Below are 5584 nucleotides of genomic sequence, written 5' to 3'. Positions count from 1 at the left end.
CCAATTGTGAGCGACCAGCACGAGCGACCCACGCTTTGCGTGCGGCCCGTGGCGGTCCTCTTTCTTGCGGATGAGAGTCGCGCGCTCCGCGAACGTCTCGGCTTTCTTCGAGTCCGCACCGCGGCCGGTAAGCTCCTGCATTGCTTCGTCAAGCACGCCGAGCGATTGGCGTTTGTGTGACGCCATCGCCTCTAGCATCTCCACGTCGGACCGCACCACGGCGTCGAAGCCGTCCCACGTCGTCTGGCCGTAGAGCGTCCCGCCGGTTCGAGCGCCCCACGCCCGCGCAACGTCGAGGGTCGTCGCGGTCTTACCCGCGCCGGGTGGCCCGGTGACGACCGCAATCGTGCCCTCTTGCGCGAGCCGAGTCACAATCTCGGTGAGGGCGTCACTCGCCTCACGGTCCTGATTCACGATGCCGACCATGCCCTGCAACTGACTCACGTTCCCCTCACGATAGGCGCGGTCTACCATCGATGTCGCCGCCGACCGCACGATTTGTTTCCCGACGTGACTGTCCAGAAAGTCCTTGCCGCGCTCCTCGTAGATGCCGCAGTACCGATTCAGGAAGTCGAGCACGTCGGGGTCGTTAATCATCCCGGCGAACTCGCGGACGAACTCGTTGGACTTGTTCTCAAGTTCGTTCCGAAGGAATTCGCGGCCCTGTGCGGCCGAATAGATGGTGTTCCGGTCTTGGCTCCGTCCGCCGCTCATGCGCTCCCTCCGTCGTTCAGAAGTGGGTCGCGCGGTTCGAGCGCGTCGTCTGGGAGGTCGTCGTCAAAGACCATTCCCATTCCGTCGCCCCAGTCGTCGCCGTCGTCTTCGGCGGCGGCGTCGAGCAGGTCGCGGAGGTCGCCGTTCCGAAGGCGTCCCGGCCGGAGTTCGTCGGGGAGTTCGGCCGTGATAATCTCGTCAACTGACGGCTGGTCCGTCACCATCGGTTTCGATGGGTCGAGCGCGGCGTTCTGCGATTCCATCGTGTCGAACTTCACACGCCGGACGATTGCCGGAAGCGCCTGCCGGAGCGATTCTCCGCGTCGAGCCGCGGGTTCGAGGTCGCCGCGGTACTCTCCAATCACGTCCAGCACCTCGTCTGTATCGTGCCGACCGACGAGCGACGAGCCGGGGATAGACCGCCGCCACGTCCCGACTGCGACGTTTCGACCGGGGTCGAAGGCATACGCCTCGTACACTTCCCCCTCTGCCTTCTGGTGCGGATACAGCGGCCCCCACTCAACCTGAGTCTCTGCGAACGTGTCCGGCGAGAGCGACCAGCACGCCATAGGTTCGTCGTTGTTCGCGTTCACCTGTACGATTCGGACGCGAGGCGGGTCGGGGAGGAGGTCGTTGATTTTCCCCGTGGCGAACAGCGCGGCCACGCCCGCGATGACGAGCGCTGAGACCGCGAGGCTCGACCACGCCGGGAGTTCCGCGCCGCCGAAGTACGCCAGCGCCGCGCCCGCGCCACCGAGCTTCAGCCAGTCGTTCACCATTCGCGGACCACCTCAAGGTCTGTCTCCTCGCGCTTGCGCTTCACCCAGACATAGGTCCCGCCGACTGACGCGACCGCTGTTGCGCCAATGAGTGACTGGACGGTGCCCCATTCGACGGGGGGTTTCGCGGCCCTAACTGCGTCAGACCGGATAGCAACGATACCGTCCGCATTCGATGAGGTGACGGTGATTGCCGACGCGCCGTTGAAGTCCTCGGCGCGGAAATTGACGGTGGTCTCGCCGGGGGTCAAGGTCATGCGCCGAACGCGGGCTTTCCCCGCGGCCGAGCCGTCTCCTTCGCTCAGGATTCGGGAGAGAGTCCCGGCGTCGGTGATTGCGATTCGAGTCGGAGTATCCGCCTCGACGACGAGCGAGAACGTCCCATTTGAGAACGACCACGATTTGATTCGAGTCGTCGGGGAGAGTTCGATAGTCTGGGTTGATTCGGGCGTGCTCGGCGTGGCGGTCGCTGTCTCGTTCGTCGCGGCGACCGTGCCGACGAGCGCGGGCGATACAACTGCGATGAGGATTATGAGTGTGGTGATTATTCGGCGCATGGTGTCCGAAAAATTGGGAATCGGTGGGGTTAGTTCCGGGTTGAGACGAGGATGAGCGCGACAATCGCGGCAACGATGATAACGCGGTCTTCGGTTCCAACACCGAAGCCACCGCCGCCACCACCGCCACCAGTTCCGGTGGTCTCATACTGCCTTCTGAGTTGTCGCAACTGCTCGATTTCGTCCGCGAGGGAGCTTGCGTTCGTTGAGTTGTAGAGGTACTTGTGTGGGCTGGTCGTGTTCATCGTCTCCCCTGTCCGGGTGTTCACAGCCTCTAAAATTTCAAACTGCGACCCATATGTGGAGAGGTCAACAATCGTGCCGTTGGCCCCATCTTGAACAGCCATGTAGAAGGTTCCATTATAATCTGAAAATCGGTATGTCTGACCAGTATCCCAGCCACCAGATGCGTCATCTCCGGTGTAGAACAATGTTCCATTAAGCACCGTCGGATTGCCCGAGCCGTCTCCGACTGCAATAGTGTGCGATGCATTGATATCCCCGGAAGCACCGGTTGACGCGAGCATGGCCGCGCCCTGACCGTAGTATCCAGACTTTTTGAGAGATGTGGATGCCTCAGCCCCGATAGTGGATGGGTCCATCATCGCAAGGTCTGACGAGTTTATTTCGCCTGCTTGGTACTGGCTGGACACCTCATCAACGTAGGGGTCCATATTCGCAAGCACTTGTTGGGTCTGCTCTTGGGTTTCGTCGAGCAGATAGGTGTCGTTCTGGTCGTTCGCCCAAGAGCCGAGCGACCCATAATCCTGTGACTCGAAGATTCGTGTCTCCTCGGACGAGTTTGGTTCGACGGCAACAACCCGGATAGGAGATGCTTTTGGTGGGTCTGACGACCCCCCCGGATGGAAACGGGAGCCGGATGGGAGAGTCCTCAGAGAGATTTCTTCAGTATCGACAGATGTTCCATTGACTAACTCGAATTGAATCGTGTTTGTTCCAAGCGTTTCACCACCAGAGTACCATTCTCCATTCCTCTCATTTTGGTAGTAGTATCCAATTGTTTGGTCGGATTGGTTATCTAGACTAGCTATTTGAGTGACTTTAGCGTCCCAATCTGAGAGAATCCGAACCTGAACCCGAGAGTAGTAGTCTCGAACCGTTTGGTTCACCGCGGATTTAGCCTGTGACCGGGATGCACCGTTATTTAGCTCGTTCACCATCGTTATTTTAGCCTTTGACATGGCGACCGTTCGAGCATTAGCCATGAAGTTCTGCGTCGTCGTGGTGTACGAGTCGGTTGCGTCTTTCAGGGCAAGAGCGCTTGAATACGCATTTGTGGCGGTGAGATTCTCATAGTCGGTGTTGTCTGACCAATGACAACCCTCGGTATTGCCGAGAATCGTATTGAACCACGCACCACCGAGGTAGTTTGACGCCGAACCATCGCAGTTGACCATCTCCGCAGATGCGTGTCCGACCGGAGATGACCCTGGAACCACGCCGCTCGTGGCGGCGGTCGTGATGACGATTCCAACGAGCAGCATAACCATGACCCTCCGAACGAGAGTCACGAATCAAACACCTCAACGAGTCCGAGCCGGTCTGCGATGAGAGACCCACCGGCTGCACCAACCACAATCAGCCCTATTTCAAGACTGCCACCAAGCAGGTCGGATAAAATCGTGATGTCTGCGCCCGCGGATAGTCCGGCGTCGAGAGCACCAACCGACGCGCCAAGTGTGGCGACCGTCTCTAGGTCAAGGTCAAGGTCCACCATTAGAGCATCCACCCCGCAGCGAACCCGGCCGTGCTCGTGATGCCGACGTAGACCAAGCCCCAGAGGTCGCTACTCTGGAAGAATGAGGAAACGTCACCGACCAACAGCCACGCAGCGAACACCCCGACCGTGCCGAAAATCGACCACATATAGTAGTCGTCAAGCTTCTCCGCATCGTCTTTGAGAGACGATAGGTCGGTGTTCTCGTTCGTGATGATGATGCCCGCGAACGCGCCGACAGATACCGCGTACGCAAGCGTGATTTCGATATTCCCCGACGAGAAAATCACGTCGGTGAAATTGATATCGAATAGTTGGAAGGTTGCGATGCCCGTCTGAATGAATCCGGCGACCATGAGAGCCACCGTGAACCCCGCGTCTGCGGGGTCGAATTCCATCTTCGACATTACATTTTTAGACTGTCGCAATTAGTGAAAAGTGTTTGTGTTGATGACTGTTTAGTTTGCGTAGCAAATATCCATCTTAAGCCTCGTAAACATCAATCTGTGGCTTTACAAGGCCGATTGCTGACTCTCGGCCACGGTCCGTTAGTCGGTAGACTCCGCCGCCCTTCTCCTGCACGAATCCAGCATCTAAGAGGTCCTGAAAGGAACGAGACACCGAATTTCGGTGTCTCCCTGTCCTCCGAGCAATGTTACCAGCCTTATCATCATTGTGGAGTAACAAATCAACGAGGATGGCTTTCTGTGTTGGCGTGATGTCCATGAGATACCCGCCAATCGCTGGATGGAAACTCATTGTGGTCAATATGTTTGCATGGCTAACAGAATTGTTTGCATTACGAGCAGTTTGGAAGAACTAACAAACGTTTAAGTAATCCTGACTGAACAGTTAGAGCAAGAACTCGGACGTGTCACTCACGGTGTGGCGCGGCGGGAGCAAGATGGCCCCTTGCTCCCGAAGAAGAACCCCCGAAACCGAAGCAACGGTTTCGGGCGTGTATATGAGCTAACGGCGCTATCCGGCTTAAATTCACCGGATATGCTGTTTGCACTGCAAATTTTCGAGGTTCGTGGGCTGTCAACCATGCAACACGACAATCCCGCACTCCGACCAATTCGATTCATCGACGATGCCGAAGCAGTAGCTGACGCGCTCGACGCCGTCGACGAACTAGCGACCCACCCGGTCGTTGGCGAGGTCTCGCGCGAAATCGCAGCGCTCGCACGTGATGCCGCATCGAACCCTGACCAACACAACCTATCTCAGCAATGACCATGACCTCACTAGACGACGTTATCGACCGAATCGACTCCCTCGAATCCCGTGTTTCCGAACTCGAAGCCGAGAACGAACGACTCCGTGCCGAACTCGAAGGCGAGAGAAAGGCACGTGAAGACGCAGAAGACCGGGTTGAAACTCTCGAAGGGTGGCAGAATGGCATGTCTCGATGGAAGCAGTTTGTCAACGACGCTCTCGAAGGAATCGAGACTGCGGACGCCGGCCCTCAGTCGGACGACCTCGTTGGACTCCTCCCCATCGAAAAACTCGCCCGGATGCCCGACGACGTGGCGCGCACCCAGCTCGATACAGCTCAGTCTCGGAACCTCTGGCGTGCCCGGTTCATCTGGAACCACATGGACGACCTCGCTAGCATCGCGGGCGACTCGAACAACCAGAAGTTCCGCGTCACCTCCCCGGACATGATGAAGGCCCTGAAGGTCGCCGGAGAGTCGGACGGCGCGGTCGAGAGCAAGACGACGAAGCGAATCATGGAACGCATCGTTGATTGGACGCACGGACCTGTCTCTTATACACATCTCTGATGGCGCGAG

At 58.0% G+C, this 5584-nt stretch carries 8 protein-coding genes and 1 pseudogene; 2 read left to right on the top strand and 7 right to left on the bottom strand.

The features are described from left to right. The 7 genes and pseudogenes from C457_RS11235 to C457_RS19715 form a co-directional block, all read right to left on the bottom strand. A pseudogene (locus C457_RS11235) lies at positions 1 to 714 on the bottom strand (hypothetical protein); the annotation flags it as partial. Next, complete coding sequence (locus C457_RS11230) at positions 711 to 1493, bottom strand: hypothetical protein (protein ID WP_005533716.1); 783 nt, start codon at positions 1491 to 1493, stop codon at positions 711 to 713. The gene C457_RS11230 and the pseudogene C457_RS11235, both read right to left, overlap by 4 nt. Beyond that, positions 1487 to 2050 carry a hypothetical protein gene (locus C457_RS11225; RefSeq protein ID WP_005533715.1) on the bottom strand — a complete coding sequence of 188 codons (564 nt, stop codon included), beginning with the start codon at positions 2048 to 2050 and terminating at the stop codon, positions 1487 to 1489. The genes C457_RS11230 and C457_RS11225 overlap by 7 nt, the downstream gene beginning before the upstream one ends. Before the next feature lie 29 nt (positions 2051 to 2079). Continuing rightward, positions 2080 to 3561, bottom strand: coding sequence for a hypothetical protein (locus C457_RS11220; protein ID WP_005533713.1), 1482 nt, complete (start codon positions 3559 to 3561; stop codon positions 2080 to 2082). Positions 3562 to 3578: 17 nt separating this feature from the next. Then, positions 3579 to 3788: a hypothetical protein gene (locus C457_RS11215; protein WP_004052064.1), complete on the bottom strand. Its 210-nt coding sequence runs from the start codon at positions 3786 to 3788 to the stop codon at positions 3579 to 3581. After that, positions 3788 to 4186 carry a hypothetical protein gene (locus tag C457_RS11210; protein ID WP_006600902.1) on the bottom strand — a complete coding sequence of 133 codons (399 nt, stop codon included), beginning with the start codon at positions 4184 to 4186 and terminating at the stop codon, positions 3788 to 3790. Before C457_RS11210 ends, C457_RS11215 begins: the two co-directional genes overlap by 1 nt. A gap of 85 nt (positions 4187 to 4271) precedes the next feature. Further along, positions 4272 to 4514 (bottom strand): helix-turn-helix domain-containing protein, encoded by a 243-nt coding sequence (locus C457_RS19715; protein WP_006166119.1) that lies wholly within the window; start codon positions 4512 to 4514, stop codon positions 4272 to 4274. 321 nt (positions 4515 to 4835) lie between these two features. Between C457_RS19715 and C457_RS19710 the strand changes: the two genes are divergently transcribed. Beyond that, positions 4836 to 5024 (top strand): hypothetical protein, encoded by a 189-nt coding sequence (locus C457_RS19710; protein WP_005533698.1) that lies wholly within the window; start codon positions 4836 to 4838, stop codon positions 5022 to 5024. Between the two features lie 2 nt (positions 5025 to 5026). Further along, positions 5027 to 5575: an adenylate kinase gene (locus C457_RS11205; RefSeq protein ID WP_239640756.1), complete on the top strand. Its 549-nt coding sequence runs from the start codon at positions 5027 to 5029 to the stop codon at positions 5573 to 5575. Positions 5576 to 5584: the final 9 nt, after the last annotated feature.

The sequence above is a fragment of the Haloferax prahovense DSM 18310 genome, from assembly GCF_000336815.1.
Classification (GTDB): Archaea; Halobacteriota; Halobacteria; order Halobacteriales; family Haloferacaceae; genus Haloferax; species Haloferax prahovense.
This window is presented reverse-complemented; position numbering and strand designations above follow the sequence as displayed.

Coding starts and splice junctions, on each gene's coding strand:
- C457_RS19710 (WP_005533698.1), top strand. CDS start 4,836: ATGCAACACGACAATCCCGCACTCCGACCAATTCGATTCATCGACGAT.
- C457_RS11230 (WP_005533716.1), bottom strand. CDS start 1,493: ATGGTGAACGACTGGCTGAAGCTCGGTGGCGCGGGCGCGGCGCTGGCG.
- C457_RS11205 (WP_239640756.1), top strand. CDS start 5,027: ATGACCTCACTAGACGACGTTATCGACCGAATCGACTCCCTCGAATCC.
- C457_RS11225 (WP_005533715.1), bottom strand. CDS start 2,050: ATGCGCCGAATAATCACCACACTCATAATCCTCATCGCAGTTGTATCG.
- C457_RS11215 (WP_004052064.1), bottom strand. CDS start 3,788: ATGGTGGACCTTGACCTTGACCTAGAGACGGTCGCCACACTTGGCGCG.
- C457_RS11220 (WP_005533713.1), bottom strand. CDS start 3,561: ATGGTTATGCTGCTCGTTGGAATCGTCATCACGACCGCCGCCACGAGC.
- C457_RS19715 (WP_006166119.1), bottom strand. CDS start 4,514: ATGGACATCACGCCAACACAGAAAGCCATCCTCGTTGATTTGTTACTC.
- C457_RS11210 (WP_006600902.1), bottom strand. CDS start 4,186: ATGGAATTCGACCCCGCAGACGCGGGGTTCACGGTGGCTCTCATGGTC.